Here is an 18,061-nt window from a genome sequence, read left to right on the forward strand (position 1 = left end):
TTACTGCGGCCTGGCGGCCGGGCTGGCGTCGTTCGGCGCCGGCGTCACCGGCTCGGCCGTCGGCGCCTTCGCCGGCTGGGCGGCTGGCGGCGCGGCGTTGGGCAGCGGCGGCAGCACCGGCGCCTCGTCGATGCGCAGGATGGCGCTGGGCGTCGGCTGCGCGCCTTCCTGGCGGGCGCGGATCTGGTCGTAGCGGTCCAGCGACAGCCGGACGGTGCTGTCGGCGTCGCGCATCACCACCGGGCGCAGGAAGACCATCAGGTTGGTGCGCTTCTTGGTGCGGCTCTCGCTGCGGAACAGCGCGCCCAGGCCCGGGATGTCGCCCAGCAGCGGCACCTTGGACTTCTCCTCGACGTAGCTGTCCTGCACCAGGCCGCCGAGCACGATGATCTGGCCGTCCTCGACGACGACCTGCGACTCGATCGAACGTTTGGTCGTCGACGGCCCGGCGTTGGTCGTGCCGACTGTGGCCGTCGACAGCACGCTGGACTGCTCCTGGTAGATCGTCATGCGCACCGTGCCGCTCTCGCCGATCTGCGGCCGGATGCGCAGCGTGATGCCGACGTCCTTGCGCTCGATGGTCTGGAACGGGCTCGTCGTCGCGGTGCCGGTGTTGGTGTACTGGCCGGTGATGAACGGCACGTTCTCGCCGACGACGATCTTCGCTTCCTCGTTGTCCAGCGTGATCAGGTTCGGCGTCGAGACGATGTTCGTCTTGGTCTGGCTCTGCAGCAGGTTGGCCAGCGCGCCCAGCGCGTAGGTGCCGCCGTAGCGGCGCAGGATGCCGACGTTCAGCCCCTCGCCGAGCGACACGCCGCTGGCGCTGCCGCTGGCCGCCGCGGTCGTGATGTTGAGGATGTTGCCGCTGCCGTTGTTGTTGCTGAAGTTGGTGCCGCCGAACAGGCCGGTCTTGTCGCCGTCCTTGCCGATCAGGCCCTGCCACTGGAAACCGAACTCGGCGGCGTTGTCGCCCGCCACCTCGACGATCAGGCTCTCGATGTAGACCTGGGCGCGGCGCGAGTCGAGCTGCTCGATCATCGTGCGCACCTGGCGGTACAGCGGCTCGGGCGCGGTGATGATCAGCGAGTTGGTCGCCGGGTCGGCCTGGATGAAGCCGCCGGTCGTCGGCTGGCCCGACGGCGTCACCGGCGCGGTGGCCTGCGCCGACGCGCCGCCGGCGCTGCTGCCGCCGGCGGTTGCGGCCGGCGCGGCCGGCGTCGTCGGCGTGGCCGCCGTGCCCAGGCCGGTGGGCGTGCCCGTGCCGCTGCCCGAGCTGCCGCTGCCGGTGCCGAAGGCCGCACGCAGCACGGTCGCCAGCTTCACCGCGTCGGCGTTCTTCAGGTGCACGACCCACAGCCCGCCGCCCGGGCCCAGGCCGCTGGCCGGGCGGTCGAGCTTGGCGATCGCGGCGCGCACCGCGGCCAGCCGCGCGGCATTGGGCGCGCGGATGATCAGCGAGTTGCTGCGAGCGTCGGCGACGACCGTCGTGCCGCCGGCGCCGGCGGCCGCGCCGGGCGCGGTGACGGTGCTGCCGGTCTCGGCCAGGCGCTGCACCAGCGGCGCCAGGTCGCTGGCCACCGCGTGCTCCAGCGGCACGACCTCCAGGTCGGTGGCGGTGGGCTGGTCGAGCGCGGCGATGATGCGGCCGATGCGCTGCAGGTTGTCGGCGTAGTCGGTGATGACCAGCGAGCTCGAGCCGGGGTTGGAGTTGATCGTGTTGTTAGCGCTGATCAGCGGCCGCAGCACCGCGACGAGGTTGTTCGGGTTCTCGTAGCGCAGCTGGAAGATCTGCGTGATGACTTGGTCGCCGCGCACGCCGACCGAGCCCACCGAGACGGTGCCGGTCTGCAGCTTGGCGTCGGCCTCGGGCACCACCTTCAGCAGCCCGCCGCTCTCGACGACGGCGAAACCCAGCCCGCGCAGCGCCGACTGGAAGCTCTGGTAGGCCTCCTGCACGCTCTGCGGCTGCTCGCTGTAGACGGTGATCTGGCCCTTGACGCGCGGGTCGACGGCGATCTGCCGGTCGATCATCGCGGCGAAGGCGCGTGCCACGGCGTCGATGTCGGCGTTGACGAAGTTCACCGTGACCGGCGCACGCGGGCGCTGCGCCGCGGCGGGCAGCGCCGTCATCTGGGCGGTGGCGGCCAGGCACAGCGCGACGGCGAGGAAGCGCGAGGATTTCATGCTCATCCGATCGAAATGACGGCCTTCGTGCCTTGGCGGCGGCCGATGATGTTCAGCAGATTGTTCAGCACCGGTTCGGCCCCGGGCGCCGCGGCGGCCTCGCCGCGAAAGCGCAGCCCGCGGCCGGACCACTGGCCGTCGCCGGACAGCAGCAGCGGGCCCTGCTGCGTCGCCAGCGTCAGCTGCGGCACGTCGCCGCCGGCCAGCGCCAGCCGGTAGCTGCCCAGCCGCTCCAGCGTCGACACGCGCGAGGACATGTCCTCCAGCACCAGCGTCGCGCCGCCGGCCAGGCGCCAGCGGCCGGCGGCCGACTCGGCCACCAGGCCCTGGCTGGCCAGCGCGACCGTGCCGCCCAGCCCCAGCGTGTTGAACGGCGTGCCCAGGCCGGCCAGCCAGGCCGCCGGCCAGCGGCCCACCGGGCCCGCGGGCAGGCTGATCTTCAGGCGGCCCAGCCCCGGCTCGACGAGCAGCGCGAGCTCGCCGTCGATGCAGCAGGCCTGGCGCGCGCGCAGCGCGATGCCGGCGCCGGCCGGGCGCAGCGTCCAGTGCAGCCGGCCGGGCAGGGCGGCAGCGTCGCGGCTGCCGGGGCCGCCGCTCAGCACCGCGACGGCGCTGCCGTTCCAGATGCTGCCGCGGGCGTCGGCGAGCAGCAGGCGCTGGCCGCTGGCCGTGGCCAGCGCGCCGGCCAGCCAGCTCGCCGGCGCGAACGCGACCAGCGCCGCCGCGCCGCCGAGCAGCGCGCCGGCCGCGGCCCAGCGCCGCGCGCCGGCCCGCGGCCGCGAGGCAGGGGCCGGCGGGCTCATCCGGCGTCCCCGAGCGCGACGACGATGCTGCCGCTGTAGCCGCCCGCGCCGCGTGTCAGCGTCGCCTCGACCGGGCGGGCGCGGGCGCCGGAGCGCACCTCGGCCAGCCAGGCCTGCAGCTCGGCGGCGTCGGCGTTGTCCAGCGTCAGCACCGCACGCTCGCCCTGCAGCGCCAGGCGGCCGCGCGGCCCCAGGCGCTGGCTGGCGGCGCGCAGCGCGGCGGCGGCCTGCTCGGCGTTGACCGGCGGCGCGTTGCGCAGCTCGCGGGCCTCGGCGGCCAGCCGGCCCATGGCCTGCAGCTCGACGTCAAGCGCCTCCAGCTTGGCCGGCGCGGCCGACAAGGTGCGCCAGGCCGGTTGCACCGCCACGGCGAAGACGAGGTAGAGCACGACGACGGCGGCGGCCGTGGCGACGAGCAGGCGTTCGCGCGGCGCCAGCCGCGTCCACCAGGCGTTCAGCGGGGCCCGGCGGGCCGCGTCCTGAGGGTGTTTCATGCGGCCGCTCCGTTGCCGCGGCTGACGGTGATGCGGCCGTCGGCGAGTTCGGCGGCATAACCCGCGGGGCGCAGCCGGTCGCGGAAGGCGGCGATCTCCGGCGGGCTCCAGCCGGTGGCGCCCAGCGTCAGCCGGCCGGGTTCGTAGCGCAGCGTCTGCGCCGGGCCCTGGCCTTCGGGCCAGGCGGCGGCGGCGGCGCCGATCAGGGCCTCGAGGTCGCCGTCGCCGGCCCGGCCGGCGGCCGCGCGCAGGCGCTCGGTCTCGCGGCGCATCTGCAGCGGCGCGTCGATCACGGCGCGCACGCCGGGGAAGCTCTGCTGCAGCAGCGCGGTCATCGCGGCCTGCCGTTCGTCGATGGCGCGGCGCTGCTGCCAGGCCATCGCGTTCAGGCCGACGAGCTGCACCGCGACCAGCGCGCCCAGGCCCCAGCGCACCGGGCGCCACTCGGGCGCCAGCAGGCGCTGGGCGGTGTCGCGCAGCACGCGCAGGCCGCGGCGCCGCGGCGCCAGCTCGAACTGGCGCAGGTTCCACGCCGAGCGCGCCGCGTCCAGCGCACGGGCGGCCTCGGCGATCACGGCCACCGGCTGGCCGAGAAAACGTTCGGCGGCGGCCGCCGCCGCCGGGGTCGCGGTCCAGCGCAGGGCCTGCACGTCGGCCGGCAGCAGCGCGCGCGCCAGCGTGCCGTCGGTGCGCAGCCGGGTGATGCCGTCCTCGCGCACCAGCGTCAGCCAGGGGGCGGCGTCGTCGGCGGCGCCCTCGGGCAGCGCGAAGTGGCCGCCCGGCGTGCCGGGCACGACGGCCGGCACGACGCGGTCGACGGCGACGCCGGCGGCCTCGAGATCGGCCACGACGCCGGCCAGCCAGCCGCGGTGCACCACGGCGACCCAGGCCTCGGCGCCGGCGGTGGCCTGCGGCGGCAGCGCGAAGTGCAGCGCGTCCTCGTCGTCGAGCAGCGCTTCCTCGAGCAGGCCGGCGAGCGCGGCGCGCAGCCGCGCCGGCGGCGCCTTGGGCAGCGTGATGCGCTGCCAGGCGACGTCGCCGTCGGCGAGCAGCACGACGACGCTGTCCGCGCGCGGCAGCAGCGCCGGGGCGGCGCGGCCCGAGGAGCCGACGGCCAGGCCGTCGGGGCTGAAGACGTAGTCGATCTCGGCGGGCGCGCGTGCGGGCGCCGGCTCGTCCGCCGAGCGCGATGCCAGGCGCTGCCGGGCGGGGATCTGGAGCACGAGGACGGCCATGAGGGTCTATTGTGGCGGGCTCACTGTGTCCCGATGTGAAGCGGACGGCGCTCGCGGCGCAGCGTCACGACGTCGCGGCCGCGGTCGGCGCCGCGGCGCTCGACCAGCGACTCCTCCTCGACGATGCGCTCGTCCAGGCGCAGCCGGCCGCGCACCTCGAAGAACGAGCTGCGCACCGAGATCCGGCTCTCGTCGTCGGCGCGTGCGCCCTGCGGCAGCAGCGCCTGCACCGCGGCCAGCGAGTCGAAGGGGCTGCGCTGGCGCGTCTGCACCAGGCGCTCGGCGCTGCCCAGGTCCAGGCCGTCGATGGCCGCCACCAGCACCTCGCGCGGCGCGGTGTTGGCGTTGACCGGCGTCGGCGTCGGCAGTAGCGTCACGTAGGGCTGCAGCCGGGCGACGGTGGCCGCGTCCAGGCCCAGCCAGGCGAGGTCGGCCGGGCGCGACGGCGCCAGCGGCGCGTCGGTGGCCTCGGTGCCGCTGCGCGCCGCCCAGGCCGCGGCCAGCCCCTGCGCCAGCCGCGACGCGGTGTCGGTGGGCGTGCCGGCGGCCTCGCACAGGCGCTGCAGCGCCTTCAGCTCCTGCGGCGAAATCTTGCCCTCCGAGTCGACGACGTTGCGCAGGTTGTACTTCGCCTGGGCGTCCGAGATCGCCCCCGAGATGAAGGCCTCCGGGGCGGCGGCGTCGGTGTTGTCGCGGTCGGCGGCGAGGAAGCTCGACAGCCGGGCCTCGGCCAGCGGTGTCGCCCAGGGCTCGCCGAGGTGGTCGATGCTGCCGGTGCGGGCGTCCTCGCGCAGGATCAGGCGCGCCCAGTCGAGCAAGGCGTCGAGGATCCAGCCGGCCTGCACCGCGCCGCGTTCGGCGGCCTCGATGTGCACCGCGCGCGTCTGCTGCCAGGCCATGCCGGCGGCCAGCGTCGCCACCAGCGTCAGGATCAGCATCGCCAGCAGCAGCGCCGCGCCACGCTGGCGCCGGGGCGCGCGCCTCACGAGCCGCCTCCGGGCAGCAGCACCAGGTCGCGCGTGAGGCGGCCGGCGGCGGTGTCGAGCACCAGGCGCACGGCGTCGGGCAGGTCCTCGCCGCCGTTGCCGTCGCCGGTGCCGGCGCTGGACTGGGCGTTGGACCAGGCGTTGCCGCGGTAGTAGTAGAGCTGCCAGTCGGCGACGCCGTCGAGCAGCCGCACCTGCTGCGGCTCGGTGCCCAGCAGCTGCTGGCTGCGCAGCCAGGCTTGCTGCAGCGGCTGCAGCCGTGTCGTCGCCGGGCTCGCCCAGCGCTGCCAGACGCCGTCGGCCAGCGTCCAGACGACGACCGCCACGCCGCCGTCGACGCGCCGCGTCAGGCGCAGGTGGCGGCCGTCGAACTGCAGCACCGGCGCGGCGCCGGTGTCCTGCAGCGACTGCAGGTCCTGCTGCCACTGCGACAGGATGGTGTTCAGCCGCGCCGTGCGGTCCACCGCCTGGGTGGTGGCGTCGCGCGTGCGCACCATGCCGTCGATGCCGCGCCAGGCCAGGCCGGCGAGCACGGCCATGATCGCCAGCGCGACCAGCACCTCGACGAGCGTGAAGCCGTGCGTGCGGCGGGCGGGGGAGCTCACGTCAGTAGCGCGAGACGACGGTCGACAGCGTCAGCAGCGGGCGGCCCTCGTCGTCGCTGACGCGGGCATCGACGCGGCGGAAGTTCGGGTTCGGCGTCGGCCGCGTCTGCACCACGCCGCGGTAGCGGCGGCCGAGCTGCTCGCACTCGAAGTCGGCGTCGCCGACGCCGGGCAGCTGACGCGCCAGGCGCAGCGCGGCGAGGCGGTTCTCGGCGCACCACTGCGCGGCGCTGACGTCGGCCAGGCGCTGCGCGTTGTCGGTCAGCGCGCCGCCGGCACGCAGCCCCGCGGCCAGCGCGACGGCGACGATGGCCACCGCGACCAGCACCTCGATCAGCGTGAAGCCGCGCGTGCGTCTCATGGCGCCTCGGCCTGCGGCACGACGGCGAAGGCCGACAGGCCGTCGCTGGCGACCTCCAGCCGGCGGTCGTCCAGCCGCAGCACGATGCGCTGCGGCGGCAGGATGGCCTCGGGGCCGAGCACCACCTGGTTGCCGCCGACGACCTGGGCGCTGACCTCGGCGTCGAGCCAGCGTGTCGGCAGCGCCTGGCCCGACGGCAGCCCGGCGAAGACGAAGGGATCGCGCTGCGGGTCGTTCGTCGGGATCCAGGCCACCGCCAGGCGGCCGGTGCGCGCCTCGGTGCGCGCCGTCTCCAGCAGCGTGGCCAGGCGCGCGGCGTCGACCTCGAGCCGGGTGCCGGCCGGGTCGCGCATCGCCAGCGTGGCCAGGCCGATGCCGATGGCGACGATGGCCATCACGACCATCACCTCGATCAGCGTGAAGCCGCGCCGGCGACGGTGCAGGCGCCTGCTACTGCCAGGAGCCGACGTCGGCATCGTTGCCTTCGCCGCCGGCCTGCCCGTCGGCGCCGTAGCTGAAGACGTCGATCTCGCCCTTCACGCCCGGGTTCAGGTACTGGTACGGGTGGCCCCAGGGGTCGTTGGGCAGCTTGTCGAGGTAGGGCTTCCAGTTCGGCGGCACCGGGTTCGTGGCCGGCTTGCGCACCAGCGCGTCCAGGCCCTGCTCGGTGCTCGGGTAACGCAGGTTGTCGAGCTTGTAGAGCTTGAGCGACTGCATCAGGTTGTGGATGTCGGTGCGGGCGGCGGTCACGCGGGCGTCATCGGCACGGTTGAGAACGTTGGGCACGATGAGCGCCGCCAGCACGCCGAGGATCACCAGCACGACCATCAGCTCGATCAGCGTGAAGCCTCGGCGGCGCGAGCGGGAGAGGGGCATCATGAGGGGCGGAAGGCGAAGCCTGGCAGAGGGTGCGGTCAATCATAATCGGCGCATGACGACACGTTGGTGGGCGTTCGGTGTCTGGGCCGTGGCGGCCGCGAGCGCCGTCTACTGGGCCTTGCAGCTCGTGAAGCCGGCGCCGGCGACGCCGCCGCAGGCGAGCGTCGTGGCCGCCGCCGGCGCGATGCGCGGCGACCCGTCGCGCGTGCTCGGCAGCGATGCCGGCGTGCCCGCCGAGTCACCCGAGAGTTCGCGTTTCGAGCTGCTCGGTGTCGTCGCCTCGCGCAGTGCCGAGCTCGACGGCGTCGCCCTGATCGCCGTCGACGGCAAGGCGCCCAAGGCCTTCCGCGTCGGGGCGGCCGTCGACGGCGACACCGTCGTGCAGTCGGTGCGCCAGCGCGAGGTGCTGCTCGGCCCGCGCGGCGGCAGCACCACCGTCGCGCTGGATCTGTCGGCACCGCCGCCGGCGAGCACCGGGCGCCTGCCCGCGCCCGGCGCGGCCGTGCCGGCGGCGCGGGCAGTGCCCGGCGGCGTGCCGTCGCTGGGTTCGGCCGCCCGGCCCGTGCGGCCGCCGCCCGGCACCCGGCCGCAGCCCGATCAGAACCTCGACGAGTCGGTCGAGGCCGAGATCCAGGCCGAGTGAACGCCGCGGCGGCCGGCCGCGGGGCCCCGGTTCGCGGGGTTCAGAACCCCAGGGTCGAGGGGAATCCGTCGTCGTCGTCGTCGAACGAGCCCGGGCGCGTCGGCCCGGCGTCCTCGCCTTCGGCGACCTCGGTCAGCAGCGCCGCGGCGCTGCGCACCAGCGGCCAGCCGAGCACGGCACCGGTGCCGTCCAGGCCGTCGAGGCCCAGGTCGGGCAGCGGCGCGGCGCGCAGGTGCTTGTGCACCAGGTCCAGGCCGCGGTGCTCGCGGCTGCGGCTGAAGACGCAGTAGTCGGTGACCGGCGGCGCGATGCGCGCGGCCATCGCCAGCGCGGCGCAGGCGGCCAGGCCGTCGATCATCAGCAGCTGGCGCTTGCTGGCCGCCATCAGCATCACGCCGACCATCACCGCGACCTCGAAGCCGCCGAGCGCGGCCAGCAGCTCCACCGGCTCGGCGACGTCGCGGTGGCGGGCCAGCGCCGCCTGGGCGACGGCGAGCTGGTGGGCGAGCTCCTCGGGCGCCATGCCCGGCCCGGTTTCCAGCAGCGCGCGCAGCGGCAGCTCGGTGATGCGCGACAGCAGCAGTGCCGCGCTCTCCTGCGAACCGACGCCCAGGCCGGCGCAGATCGCCAGGTTGCCGCGCAGCTGGTCGCCGATCTCCATGCCGGCGCGCATCGCTGCGTGGGCCTGGGCGACCGACATTGCCGCGGCGACGCGCGGGTTGCGCGTGCCGTGCGCGATCTTGCGCGCCAGCAGGCGTTCGTGCGCCGGCAGCGTCTCGGCGACGCCGCAGTCGACGACCGTCAGCGCCAGCCCGCCGGCGCGTGCGAAGACCGCCAGCGGCAGCCGCCCGGCGAGCAGGCGGCGCACGAGCTCGTCGGTGGTGTAGCGCAGCGCGCCGTGCAGGCCGTCGACCGCCAGGCCGTGGTCGGCGGCGAAGACCAGCAGCTGCGGCTCGTGGAAACGCGGCTTCAGCGAGCCCTGCATCAGGCCGATGCGCAGCGCCAGCGGTTCGAGTTCGCCGAGGCTGCCACTGTCGTCGTTGCGGCGCGCGAGCTTGTCGCGCAGCGCGCGTTCCAGCGGCGGGTCGGCGGTCGGCGCGACGAGGGATCGGCTGTGGTCCATGGGCGTCGCGCCGGGGTCGTCAGCGCAGGAACAGGCGGTAGACCGGGTTGTCGGTCTCTTCGACGCAGGGGTAGGCCAGCGTCTGCAGGAAGCGGCCGAACTCCTCGTCCTCGCCGGCCGGCACCTGCATGCCGACGAGGATGCGGCCGTAGTCGGCGCCCTGGTTGCGGTAGTGGAACAGGCTGATGTTCCAGTCCGGGTGCAGGCCGTCGAGGAACCGCATCAGCGCGCCCGGGCGCTCGGGGAAGACGAAGCGGAACAGGCGTTCGTCGTGCGCGAGTTCGCTGCGCCCGCCGACCATGTGGCGCACGTGCTCCTTGGCGAGCTCGTCGTCGGTGAGGTCGACGGTGGGGAAGCCGTGGCGCTCGAAGTTGGCGGCGATGCGTGCCGCCTCGTCGTGGCGCGCGATCGCCACGCCGACGAAGACGTGGGCCTGGCGCGCGTCGCTGATGCGGTAGTTGAACTCGGTCACCGCGCGCGGGCCGATCAGGCTGCAGAAGCGGCGGAACGAGCCGCGCTCCTCGGGGATCGTGACCGCGAACAGCGCCTCGCGCTGCTCGCCGAGTTCGGCCCGCTCGGCGACGAAGCGCAGGCGGTCGAAGTTCATGTTCGCGCCGCAGGTGATCGAGACGAAGGTCTTGCCCTTCAGCCTGTGCTCGTGCACGTACTGCTTGATCGCCGCGACGCCCAGCGCGCCGGCGGGCTCGACGATGCTGCGCGTGTCCTGGAAGACGTCCTTGATCGCGGCGCAGACGGCGTCGGTGTCGACGACGACGAAGTCGTCGACCAGCGCGCTGGCGACGCGGAAGGTCTCCTCGCCGACGAGCTTGACCGCGGTGCCGTCGGAGAACAGGCCGACGTCGTCCAGCGTGACGCGGTGGCCGGCGCGCACCGAACGCAGCATCGCGTCGCTGTCGGCGGTCTGCACGCCGATGACCTTGATCTCCGGGCGCACCGCCTTCAGGTAGGCCGCGACACCCGAGATCAGGCCGCCGCCGCCGATGGCGACGAAGACCGCGTCGATCGGGCCCTGGTGCTGGCGCAGGATCTCCATCGCGATCGTGCCCTGGCCGGCGATGACGTCGGGGTCGTCGAACGGGTGCACGAAGGTCAGGCCCTGCTCGGCCTGCAGCCCGACGGCGTGGGCGTAGGCGTCGGAGTAGCTGTCGCCGTGCAGCACGACCTCGCCGCCGAGTGCGGCCACCGCGTCGACCTTCAGCCGCGGCGTCGTCACCGGCATCACGACGACGGCGCGGCAGCCGAGCTTGCGTGCCGACAGCGCGACGCCCTGGGCGTGGTTGCCGGCCGAGGCGCAGATGACGCCGCGCGCCAGCGCCTCGGGCGCCAGGTGGGCCATCTTGTTGTAGGCGCCGCGCAGCTTGAAGCTGAACACCGGCTGGCGGTCCTCGCGCTTGAGCAGCACCGTGTTGGCGAGGCGGCGCGACAGGCTCTTGGCCGGCGTCAGCGGCGACTCGACGGCGACGTCGTAGACGCGGGCGGTGAGGATCTTCTTCAGGTAGCCGGCCGCGATGCTCGCGACGTCGGTTTCGGCAGCGGACATCGGGACGGCGGGCAGACGGGGTGCGCGCATAACCGGGGGAGGGGCCGCATCATACGACGCGGGCCGGCGGCGCCTGCCGGAAGAAAAGAAGCCCGGGACCTTGCGGCCCCGGGCCTGAATCCACCATTGGAGGAGGTGGAGGAGACAACCGGTGGGTCGGAGGCAAGACGCCGTCAACGACCGATGGAAGCCAGTCTACCACCGCCTTGCTGCGGTGCAATATCCTGACTGGCCTGCTGGCCGACCTGCCGCAAGCCTCGGCGACGCCTGCGCCGGACCTGCGCACAATGCACGCCTTTTCGCGCCGCTCACGGAGTTTCACGCCATGGAATGCACGATCAACTGGATCCCGGCCTCGGGCATGGGCTTCGTCGCCGAGACCGGCAGCGGCCATCTGCTGACCATGGACGGCGCGCCCGACGGCGGCGGCCGCAACCTCGCCCCGCGGCCGATGGAGACGCTGCTGGCCGGTGCCGGCGGCTGCACCGCCTACGACGTCGTGCTGATCCTCAAGCGCGGCCGCCACGACGTGCGCGGCTGCCAGGTCAAGCTGCAGGCCGAACGTGCCGCCACCGACCCGAAGGTGTTCACGAAGATCCACCTGCACTTCGTCGTCACCGGCCGCGGCCTGCCGGCGCAGGCGGTGGAGCGCGCGATCGCGCTGTCGCACGAGAAGTACTGCTCGGCGACGATCATGCTGGCGCGCACGGCCGAGATCACGACCGGCTACGAGATCGTCGAGGGCTGATCAGATGCGGTGCGCGGTGACGGTCATCACCTTGGCCGCCGCGCGCATCGCCAGCCGCACCGGCATCGGCAGCGCGATGCCGCCGGCGTCCTCGGCGCCGTCGGCGTGGCGGCGTTCGTCGTCCTTCATCTGCTCGACGATGGCGCGCGAACGTTCGTCGCCCGCCGGCAGCCGGTCGAGGTGGCCGGCGAGGTGCTGCTCGACCTGACGCTCGGTCTCGACGACGAAGCCCAGGCTGACGCGGTCGCCCAGGCGCCCGGCGGCCAGGCCGATGGCGAAGGCGCCGGCGTACCACAGCGGGTTCAGCAGGCTGGGGCGGTCGCCGAGCTCGTCCAGCCGCTGCTGCGTCCAGGCGAGGTGGTCGATCTCCTCGCGCGCCGCGGCCGCCATCTGCTCGCGCAGCTCGGGGCTGCGCGCGGTCAGCGCCTGGGCCTGGTACAGCGCCTGGGCGCAGACCTCGCCGACGTGGTTCACGCGCATCAGCGCCGCCGACAGGCTGCGTTCGTCCTCGGCCGGCGGTTCGGCGTCGGCGCGCGCCGGGCCGGCAGGGTTGGGGCGGCCGGCGTGCACGGCGCCGGACAGGGTGCGCAGCGCGTTGTCGGCGCTGACGAGAAGGCGGTCGACGGTGCTCATGCGGTGCAGCATAGCGCCGGCCACGGGGCGCTGCTGACCACCCGGCCCCGGGGGCGCGCGGGTCGGCATGAGGTCTTTGCGCTTTGCCCGGGCACGGGTTTTGCGCATCATCGCGAGCTTTTGCCGCGTGCACCCGCCGCCCTCGATGCTCGTCTTCGTCCTCCGCCGGCTCGCCCAGGCCCTCGTCGTGATGCTGGCGGTGGCGTTCATCGCCTTCATGCTGTTCCAGTACGTCGGCGACCCGGTGCTCAACCTGCTGGGCCAGGACGCGACGCAGGAGCAGCGTGCCCAGTTGCGCCGTGACCTCGGGCTGGACCAGGGCTTCCTGGTGCAGTTCGGCCACTTCGTCGCCAATGCCTTGCAGGGCGAGTTCGGCCTCAGCCTGCGCCAGGGGCGCCAGGTCTCGGCGCTGATCGCCGAACGTTTCCCGGCGACGCTGGAGCTGTCGCTGGTGGCGGCGCTGCTGGCGCTGGTGCTGGGCATCCCGCTGGGCGTCTACGCGGCGCTGCGCCGCGGCAGCGCCGGCGCGCAGCTGGTGATGACGCTGTCGCTGCTGGGCGTGTCGCTGCCGACCTTCCTGATCGGCATCCTGCTGATCCTGGTCTTCGCGGTGCAGCTGCACTGGCTGCCGAGCTTCGGCCGCGGCGAGGTCGTCGCGCTGGGCGGCTGGACGACCGGGCTGCTGACCGCCGACGGCCTGAAGCACCTGGTGCTGCCGGCGGTGACGCTGTCGGTGTTCCAGCTGGCGCTGATCCTGCGCCTGGTGCGCGCCGAGATGCTGGAGGTGCTGCGCAGCGACTACATCAAGTTCGCGCGCGCTCGCGGCCTCAGCGACCGCGCGGTGCACTTCGGCCATGCGCTGAAAAACACGCTGGTGCCGGTGATCACGATCACCGGGCTGCAGCTGGGCTCGCTGATCGCCTTCGCGATCATCACCGAGACCGTCTTCCAGTGGCCCGGCATGGGGCTGCTGTTCATCCAGGCGGTGCAGTTCGCCGACATCCCGGTGATGGCGGCCTATCTCTGCCTGATCGCGCTGATCTTCGTGCTGATCAACCTCGTCGTCGACCTGCTGTACTTCGTCGTCGACCCGCGGCTGCGCATCGAGCGCAGCGCCGCCGCCCACTGAGCCCCCGCGATGGCGCCCGTTCCCGACACCTCCCTGCCCAGGCCGCCCGGCCGCCTGGCACGTTTTCTCGACGGCGACGTCTGGCACAGCTTCAAGCGCTCGCCGACGGCGATCCTGGCGGCCGTCATCGCCGCGGTCTGCGTGTTCTGCGCGCTGTTCGCCGGCTGGGTCTCGCCGCACGACCCCTTCGACCTGGCGACGCTGGACCTGATGGACTCGCGCCTGCCGCCGGCCTGGATCGACGGCGGCAGCACGAAGTACCTGCTGGGCACCGACGACCAGGGCCGCGACATCCTGTCGGCGCTGATGTACGGGGCGCGCATCTCGCTGCTCGTCGGGCTGGCTTCGGTGGCGCTGTCGGTGGTGCTGGGCGTGGGCCTCGGGCTGCTGGCCGGCTTCGTCGGCGGCCGCACCGACGCCTTCATCATGCGCGTCTGCGACGTCATGCTGTCCTTCCCGGCGATCCTCGTCGCGCTGTTGATCGACGGCGTCGGCCGGGCGCTGTTCCCGCAGGCCCACGAGACGCTGGCCTTCGGCGTGCTGATCCTGGCGATCGCGCTGACCGGCTGGGTGCAGTACGCACGCACGGTGCGCGGCTCGACGATGGTCGAACGCCAGAAGGAGTACGTGCAGGCGGCGCGCATCATCGGCGTGCCGTCGCTGCGCATCATGCGCCGCCACGTGCTGCCCAACGTGATGGGGCCGGTGCTGGTGCTGGCGACGATCCAGGTCGCCACCGCCATCCTCACCGAGGCGACGCTGTCCTTCCTCGGCGTCGGCGTGCCGCCGACCTCGCCGTCGCTGGGCACGCTGATCCGCGTCGGCAACGACTTCCTGTTCTCCGGCGAATGGTGGATCACGATCTTCCCGGGCGTGATGCTGGTGCTGATCGCGCTGTCGGTGAACCTGCTCGGCGACTGGCTGCGCGACGCGCTGAACCCGAGGCTGCGCTGATGGACGCTCCGCTGCTCGAAGTCCGGCACCTCGCCGTCGAGTTCCCCACGCGCCGCGGCACGCTGCGCGCGCTGGACGACATCTCCTTCGACATCCGCGCCGGCGAGATCCTCGGCGTCGTCGGCGAGTCCGGCGCCGGCAAGTCGCTGACCGGCGCGGCCATCATCGGCCTGCTGGAGCCGCCGGGGCGCATCGCCGGCGGCGAGATCCGCCTCGAAGGACGGCGCATCGACGACCTGCCGCCCGAGGCGATGCGCCGGCTGCGCGGGCGCTCGATCGGCGCCGTCTTCCAGGACCCGCTGACCTCGCTGAACCCGCTGTACACGGTGGGCCGCCAGCTCGTCGAGACGATCCGCACCCATCTGCCGGTGTCTGCCGAGGAGGCGAGGGCGCGGGCGATCCGGCTGCTGGAGGAAACCGGCATCCCGGCGGCACGCGAGCGTTTCGACCACTACCCGCACCAGTTCTCCGGCGGCATGCGCCAGCGGGTCGTCATCGCGCTGGCGCTGGCCGCCGAGCCCAAGCTGATCGTCGCCGACGAGCCGACGACGGCGCTGGACGTGTCGATCCAGGCCCAGATCATCACCCTGCTCAAGCGCGTCTGCCGCGAACACGGCGCGGCGGTGATGCTGGTCACGCACGACATGGGCGTCATCGCCGAGACCTGCGACCGCGTCGCCGTGATGTACGCCGGCCGCATCGCCGAGATCGGCCCGGTGGCCGAGGTCATCCACCGCGCGCGCCATCCGTACACGGCCGGGCTGATGGGCTCGATCCCGGCGATGGACGGCGAGCGCGAACGCCTGGCGCAGATCGACGGTGCGATGCCGCGGCTGGGCGCGATCCCGGCCGGCTGCGCCTTCCACCCGCGCTGCGGACACACGTTTGCACGCTGCCGCAGCGAACGCCCCGAGTTGATGGCGGCCGGCACGACCCGCGCCGCCTGCTGGCGGGTCGGCGCCGACCAGGAGGCGGCGGCATGACGGCGCTGGTGCAGGTGCGCGACCTGGCCAAACGGTTCGACGTCTCGCCGCCGTGGCTGGAGCGTGTCGTCGGCGGCAAGCCGCGTCAGGTGGTGCATGCCGTGGACGGCGTGTCCTTCGACATCGAACGCGGCACGACGCTGGCGCTGGTCGGCGAGTCGGGCTGCGGCAAGAGCACGGTGGCGCGGCTGCTGGTCGGGCTGTACGCGCCCAGCGCCGGCACGCTGCAGTTCGACGGCCGGCCGCTGGACGCCGCGGCGCGGCAGCGGCTGCAGATGATCTTCCAGGACCCGTACGCCAGCCTCAACCCGCGCTGGACGGTGCAGGACATCGTCGCCGAGCCGCTGGTCGAGCGCCGGCTGGCACGCGGCGCCGAGCTGCAGGCGCGTGTCGCGGCGCTGCTGCAGTCGGTCGGGCTGGCGGTGGCCGACGGCGTGAAGTATCCGCACCAGTTCTCCGGCGGCCAGCGCCAGCGCATCTCGATCGCGCGTGCGCTGGCCACCGAGCCCGAGTTCCTGGTCTGCGACGAGCCGACCTCGGCGCTGGACGTCTCGGTGCAGGCCCAGGTGCTGAACCTGATGAAGGACCTGCAGCGCGAGCGCGGGCTGACCTATCTGTTCATCTCGCACAACCTGGCCGTCGTGCGCCACGTGGCCGACGCGGTCGGCGTGATGTACCTGGGGCGGCTGGTCGAGCAGGCGCCCAAGCGGGCGCTGTTCGCGGCGCCGCGCCACCCGTACACGCGGCTGCTGCTCGACGCGATCCCCGACGTCGCGATGAGCGGCCGTGCGCGCACGCCGGTGCGCGGCGAGGTGCCCAACCCGCTGGCGCCGCCGACCGGCTGCGCCTTCCACCCGCGCTGCCCGCACGCCGCGTCGCGCTGCGCCGTCGAACGGCCGCTGTTGCGCGACGACGGCCGCGGCGGCCGCACGGCCTGCCACGCGGTGGAAGAGGGGCGGATCTAGGCGAGCAGGCGTTCGAGCGCGAACAGCGCCCGGGCGTCCTCGCGTTCGCGCACGACGTGCACGGCGTCGCCGTCGAGCAGGATCTCGGCGGCGCGCGGGCGGCTGTTGTAGTTGCCGGCCATCGCCATGCCGTAGGCGCCGGCGGACAGCACGGCGACGATGTCGCCCGGCGCGACGGCCAGCCTGCGGTCGCGGCCCAGCCAGTCGCCCGATTCGCAGACCGGGCCGACGACGTCCCAGGTGGCGGCCACGGTGCCGGCGCCGGGACGGCAGGGCTCGATCGCCATCCAGGCCTCGTACATCGCCGGGCGCACGAGGTCGTTCATCGCCGCGTCGACGATGCAGAAGTTCTTCGTCTCGCCGGGCTTCAGGTACTGCACCTCGGCCAGCAGCACGCCGGCGTTGCCGACCAGCGAGCGCCCGGGCTCGACGAGCAACTGGCGGTGGCCGTGGCCGCGTGCGCGCATCAGGTCCGCGAGGCCGCGCACCAGCGTCTCGGGCGAGGGCGGCGCCTCGTCGGTGTAGGTGATGCCCAGGCCGCCGCCGACGTCGACGTGGGCCAGCGCGATGCCTTCGGCCTCGACCGCTTCGACGAGGTCGAGCACGCGGCCGAGCGCGTCGAGATAGGGTTCGAGCTGCGTGATCTGCGAGCCGATGTGGCAGTCGATGCCGACGACCTGCAGCGACGGCAGCGAGGCGGCGCGGCGGTAGACGGCCAGCGCCTCGTCGTGCGGGATGCCGAACTTGTTGTCCTTCAGCCCGGTCGAGATGTAGGGGTGGGTGCCGGCGTCGACGTCGGGGTTGACGCGCAGGCTGACCGGCGCGCGCCGGCCCATCGCCGCGGCGACCTCGGCCAGGCGTTCCAGCTCGCCCAGGCTCTCGACGTTGAAGCAGTGCACGCCGACCTCGAGCGCGCGGCGCATCTCGGCGGCGGTCTTGCCGACGCCGGAGAACACGATCTTCGACGGCTCGGCGCCGGCGGCCAGCACACGCTCCAGCTCGCCGCCGGAGACGATGTCGAAGCCGCAGCCGGCGCGTGCGAAGGTCTGCAGCACGGCGAGGTTGGAGTTGGCCTTGATCGCGTAGCAGATCAGGTGCGGCAGGCCCTCGAGCGCACGCTGGTAGCCGGCGAGCGCGTCGAGCATCGCCGTGCGCGAGTAGACGTACAGCGGCGTGCCGTGGCGGCGCGCCAGGTCGGCCAGCGAATGGCCTTCCAGCCGCAGCTCGCCGTCGGCGTCGCGCGCCAGGTGGGGGTGGCCGGGCAGCGTCACTTCGCCGCTCCCGACGCCGCGCCGGCGGGCGCCGGCAGCTTCAGCGGGCCCTTCTGGCCGCATCCGGCCGTCAGGGTCAGGGCGAGGGCCGCCACGAGCGCCGCGGCGCCGCGCACTACACTGTTTCGGGAGAGTTGACGCATTTCAGGAAGATTCTATGAGCACGGTCCTGACCGACGCCGAGTACCACCGCCTGGCGCAGGAGGCGCTGGCACGCATCGAGGCCACCGCCGACCGGCTGCTGCAGCAGGACGTCGTCGACATCGACACCACGCGCACCGGCGGTCTGCTGGAGCTGTCCTTCCCGAACGGCAGCAAGATCGTCGTCAACACCCAGCCGCCGCTGCAGGAGCTGTGGCTGGCCGCGCGTGGCGGCGGCTTCCACTACCGCTGGGTCGACGGCCGCTGGGCCGACACGCGCGACGGCAGCGAGTTCTTCGAGGCGCTGAGCCGGCACGCCAGCACCCAGGCCGGCAAGCCGATCGTGTTCTGAAGCGTGCGCCG

21 protein-coding genes are annotated in these 18,061 nt (G+C 73.8%); 7 read left to right on the forward strand and 14 right to left on the reverse strand.

Annotated elements, in window-relative coordinates; genetic code table 11:
* Genes gspD through gspG form a run of 9 tightly spaced genes read right to left on the reverse strand, consistent with a single transcriptional unit; the run spans nucleotide 1 to nucleotide 7,547 of the window.
* A complete protein-coding gene (gene gspD / locus LOC65_RS17490; RefSeq protein ID WP_230248463.1) occupies nucleotides 1–2,190 on the reverse strand; it encodes a type II secretion system secretin GspD in 2,190 nt (729 codons plus the stop codon).
* Nucleotides 2,187–2,987, reverse strand: coding sequence for a type II secretion system protein N (gene gspN / locus LOC65_RS17495; RefSeq protein ID WP_029718730.1), 801 nt, complete (start codon nucleotides 2,985–2,987; stop codon nucleotides 2,187–2,189). Before gspN ends, gspD begins: the two co-directional genes overlap by 4 nt.
* Nucleotides 2,984–3,481, reverse strand: coding sequence for a type II secretion system protein GspM (gspM, locus tag LOC65_RS17500; RefSeq protein WP_230248465.1), 498 nt, complete (start codon nucleotides 3,479–3,481; stop codon nucleotides 2,984–2,986). Before gspM ends, gspN begins: the two co-directional genes overlap by 4 nt.
* Complete coding sequence (gene gspL, locus LOC65_RS17505) at nucleotides 3,478–4,716, reverse strand: type II secretion system protein GspL (RefSeq protein ID WP_230248467.1); 1,239 nt, start codon at nucleotides 4,714–4,716, stop codon at nucleotides 3,478–3,480. The genes gspM and gspL overlap by 4 nt, the downstream gene beginning before the upstream one ends.
* A gap of 20 nt (nucleotides 4,717–4,736) precedes the next feature.
* Nucleotides 4,737–5,702 carry a type II secretion system minor pseudopilin GspK gene (gspK, locus tag LOC65_RS17510; protein ID WP_230248468.1) on the reverse strand — a complete coding sequence of 322 codons (966 nt, stop codon included), beginning with the start codon at nucleotides 5,700–5,702 and terminating at the stop codon, nucleotides 4,737–4,739.
* Complete coding sequence (locus tag LOC65_RS17515) at nucleotides 5,699–6,307, reverse strand: prepilin-type N-terminal cleavage/methylation domain-containing protein (protein WP_230248470.1); 609 nt, start codon at nucleotides 6,305–6,307, stop codon at nucleotides 5,699–5,701. The genes gspK and LOC65_RS17515 overlap by 4 nt, the downstream gene beginning before the upstream one ends.
* A 1-nt stretch (nucleotide 6,308) precedes the next feature.
* A complete protein-coding gene (gene gspI / locus LOC65_RS17520; protein ID WP_230248471.1) occupies nucleotides 6,309–6,668 on the reverse strand; it encodes a type II secretion system minor pseudopilin GspI in 360 nt (119 codons plus the stop codon).
* Complete coding sequence (locus tag LOC65_RS17525; RefSeq protein ID WP_230248473.1) at nucleotides 6,665–7,144, reverse strand: prepilin-type N-terminal cleavage/methylation domain-containing protein; 480 nt, start codon at nucleotides 7,142–7,144, stop codon at nucleotides 6,665–6,667. The genes gspI and LOC65_RS17525 overlap by 4 nt, the downstream gene beginning before the upstream one ends.
* The gene (gspG, locus tag LOC65_RS17530) at nucleotides 7,119–7,547 is read right to left on the reverse strand and encodes a type II secretion system major pseudopilin GspG (RefSeq protein WP_009858493.1); all 429 of its coding nucleotides are present in this window, start codon (nucleotides 7,545–7,547) and stop codon (nucleotides 7,119–7,121) included. The genes LOC65_RS17525 and gspG overlap by 26 nt, the downstream gene beginning before the upstream one ends.
* Nucleotides 7,548–7,599: 52 nt before the next feature.
* Between gspG and LOC65_RS17535 the strand changes: the two genes are divergently transcribed.
* Complete coding sequence (locus LOC65_RS17535) at nucleotides 7,600–8,190, forward strand: hypothetical protein (protein ID WP_051141712.1); 591 nt, start codon at nucleotides 7,600–7,602, stop codon at nucleotides 8,188–8,190.
* A gap of 40 nt (nucleotides 8,191–8,230) precedes the next feature.
* Here the strand turns inward: LOC65_RS17535 and LOC65_RS17540 are convergent, their stop codons facing one another.
* A complete protein-coding gene (locus tag LOC65_RS17540; RefSeq protein WP_009855466.1) occupies nucleotides 8,231–9,313 on the reverse strand; it encodes a nicotinate-nucleotide--dimethylbenzimidazole phosphoribosyltransferase in 1,083 nt (360 codons plus the stop codon).
* Nucleotides 9,314–9,332: 19 nt separating this feature from the next.
* On the reverse strand, nucleotides 9,333–10,874 hold the full coding sequence (gene ilvA / locus LOC65_RS17545) for a threonine ammonia-lyase, biosynthetic (RefSeq protein ID WP_164962928.1): 1,542 nt from the start codon (nucleotides 10,872–10,874) through the stop codon (nucleotides 9,333–9,335).
* Nucleotides 10,875–11,199: 325 nt separating this feature from the next.
* Between ilvA and LOC65_RS17550 the strand changes: the two genes are divergently transcribed.
* Complete coding sequence (locus LOC65_RS17550; protein ID WP_009855464.1) at nucleotides 11,200–11,622, forward strand: OsmC family protein; 423 nt, start codon at nucleotides 11,200–11,202, stop codon at nucleotides 11,620–11,622.
* On the opposite strand, the gene coq7 is transcribed toward LOC65_RS17550, so the two are convergent.
* Nucleotides 11,623–12,267: a 2-polyprenyl-3-methyl-6-methoxy-1,4-benzoquinone monooxygenase gene (coq7, locus tag LOC65_RS17555; protein ID WP_009855463.1), complete on the reverse strand. Its 645-nt coding sequence runs from the start codon at nucleotides 12,265–12,267 to the stop codon at nucleotides 11,623–11,625.
* A 133-nt stretch (nucleotides 12,268–12,400) separates the two neighbouring features.
* Between coq7 and LOC65_RS17560 the strand changes: the two genes are divergently transcribed.
* Genes LOC65_RS17560 through LOC65_RS17575 form a run of 4 tightly spaced genes read left to right on the forward strand, consistent with a single transcriptional unit; the run spans nucleotide 12,401 to nucleotide 16,286 of the window.
* Nucleotides 12,401–13,384 carry an ABC transporter permease gene (locus LOC65_RS17560; RefSeq protein WP_230248476.1) on the forward strand — a complete coding sequence of 328 codons (984 nt, stop codon included), beginning with the start codon at nucleotides 12,401–12,403 and terminating at the stop codon, nucleotides 13,382–13,384.
* A 9-nt stretch (nucleotides 13,385–13,393) separates the two neighbouring features.
* The gene (locus LOC65_RS17565; RefSeq protein ID WP_009855461.1) at nucleotides 13,394–14,338 is read left to right on the forward strand and encodes an ABC transporter permease; all 945 of its coding nucleotides are present in this window, start codon (nucleotides 13,394–13,396) and stop codon (nucleotides 14,336–14,338) included.
* On the forward strand, nucleotides 14,338–15,321 hold the full coding sequence (locus LOC65_RS17570) for an ABC transporter ATP-binding protein (RefSeq protein ID WP_230248478.1): 984 nt from the start codon (nucleotides 14,338–14,340) through the stop codon (nucleotides 15,319–15,321). The genes LOC65_RS17565 and LOC65_RS17570 overlap by 1 nt, the downstream gene beginning before the upstream one ends.
* Entirely contained in the window at nucleotides 15,318–16,286 is a 969-nt protein-coding gene (locus tag LOC65_RS17575) for an ABC transporter ATP-binding protein (protein WP_230248480.1), read from the forward strand. Before LOC65_RS17570 ends, LOC65_RS17575 begins: the two co-directional genes overlap by 4 nt.
* Here LOC65_RS17575 and lysA read toward each other — a convergent pair.
* Entirely contained in the window at nucleotides 16,283–17,557 is a 1,275-nt protein-coding gene (gene lysA / locus LOC65_RS17580; protein WP_230248482.1) for a diaminopimelate decarboxylase, read from the reverse strand. The two genes, LOC65_RS17575 and lysA, sit on opposite strands and share 4 nt — an antisense overlap.
* A complete protein-coding gene (locus LOC65_RS17585) occupies nucleotides 17,554–17,700 on the reverse strand; it encodes an LPS translocon maturation chaperone LptM (RefSeq protein ID WP_206026697.1) in 147 nt (48 codons plus the stop codon). The genes lysA and LOC65_RS17585 overlap by 4 nt, the downstream gene beginning before the upstream one ends.
* A 26-nt stretch (nucleotides 17,701–17,726) precedes the next feature.
* Between LOC65_RS17585 and cyaY the strand changes: the two genes are divergently transcribed.
* Nucleotides 17,727–18,050, forward strand: coding sequence for an iron donor protein CyaY (gene cyaY / locus LOC65_RS17590; RefSeq protein WP_230248752.1), 324 nt, complete (start codon nucleotides 17,727–17,729; stop codon nucleotides 18,048–18,050).
* The last annotated feature ends 11 nt before the right edge of the window (nucleotides 18,051–18,061 follow it).

The sequence above is a fragment of the Rubrivivax sp. JA1055 genome, assembly GCF_020966565.1.
Lineage (GTDB): Bacteria > Pseudomonadota > Gammaproteobacteria > Burkholderiales > Burkholderiaceae_C > Rubrivivax > Rubrivivax benzoatilyticus.